Origin of the sequence: Clostridioides sp. ZZV15-6383, assembly GCF_020657735.1 — a bacterium.
In the GTDB taxonomy this organism is placed as follows: Bacteria; Bacillota; Clostridia; order Peptostreptococcales; family Peptostreptococcaceae; genus Clostridioides; species Clostridioides difficile_D.
Window position 1 is genome coordinate 1 of sequence record NZ_JAGWCV010000151.1, and the last position, 473, is coordinate 473.

Genomic DNA, 473 nt, shown 5'->3' on the forward strand with positions numbered 1-473 from the left:
CTATAAAAATCTCTTTTTATGGTAAAAAAGCACATGCTGGTATAGAACCTGAAAAAGGTATAAATGCTATATTGGTTGCCTCTCATGCAATAAGCAATATGCATATAGGTAGAATAGATTCTCTGACAACTTCAAACATAGGTAAAATAGAAGGTGGTGGAGCTACAAATATAGTAACTGATAAGGTTACATTGACTGCTGAAATCAGGTCTCATATCCCTGAAACTTTAGAATATGAACTTAATCATATGGAAAAATGTTGTTTAGATGCTGCATCTAAATTTAATACTACTTACACTTTTGAACATAATATGTCTTATCCAAGTTTTGAACTTAGTAGAGACAGTCATGTTTTTAAATTAAGTGAGGAAGCAATAAGACAAGTTGGTGTTGTTCCAAATCCAATGGTAATTGGTGGTGGTAGTGATGCAAATATACTAGCTAATCTTGGATATAACTGTGCTATATTAAGT

At 31.9% G+C, this 473-nt stretch carries 1 protein-coding gene; it reads left to right on the forward strand.

All coding sequences use genetic code 11. The features are described from left to right. The coding region (locus KGF42_RS19225; RefSeq protein WP_227826914.1) for a peptidase dimerization domain-containing protein at window positions 1-473 on the forward strand (473 nt) is incomplete at both ends.